The sequence below is a fragment of the Nocardia thailandica NBRC 100428 genome, assembly GCF_000308795.1.
GTDB lineage: Bacteria > Actinomycetota > Actinomycetes > Mycobacteriales > Mycobacteriaceae > Nocardia > Nocardia thailandica.
In genome coordinates, this window is sequence record NZ_BAGK01000239.1 from 1 (window position 1) to 239 (window position 239).

Annotated in this window: 1 pseudogene; it reads left to right on the forward strand. The window is 66.1% G+C overall.

What is annotated here, in order from left to right:
* Positions 1-239, forward strand: a pseudogene (locus tag ON36_RS27665) (ABC transporter substrate-binding protein); the annotation flags it as partial.

The window sequence follows — 239 nt, forward strand, 5'->3', positions numbered from 1 at the left end:
AAGAACGGCGACATCCCGAAGGAGGCCATCACCTTCAAGGAGGGTGAGAGCGCCAACGCCTTCGAGACCGGCAAGCTGCTGTTCCTGCGCAACTGGCCCTACCTCTACGCCCAGGCGGGCTCGGACTCCTCGGCCGTCAAGGACAAGTTCGGCGTCGCCCCGCTGCCCGGCAACACCGGCATCGGCGCCTCGACCCTGGGCGGCTACAACGCCGCCATCTCCGCGTTCTCCAAGAACAA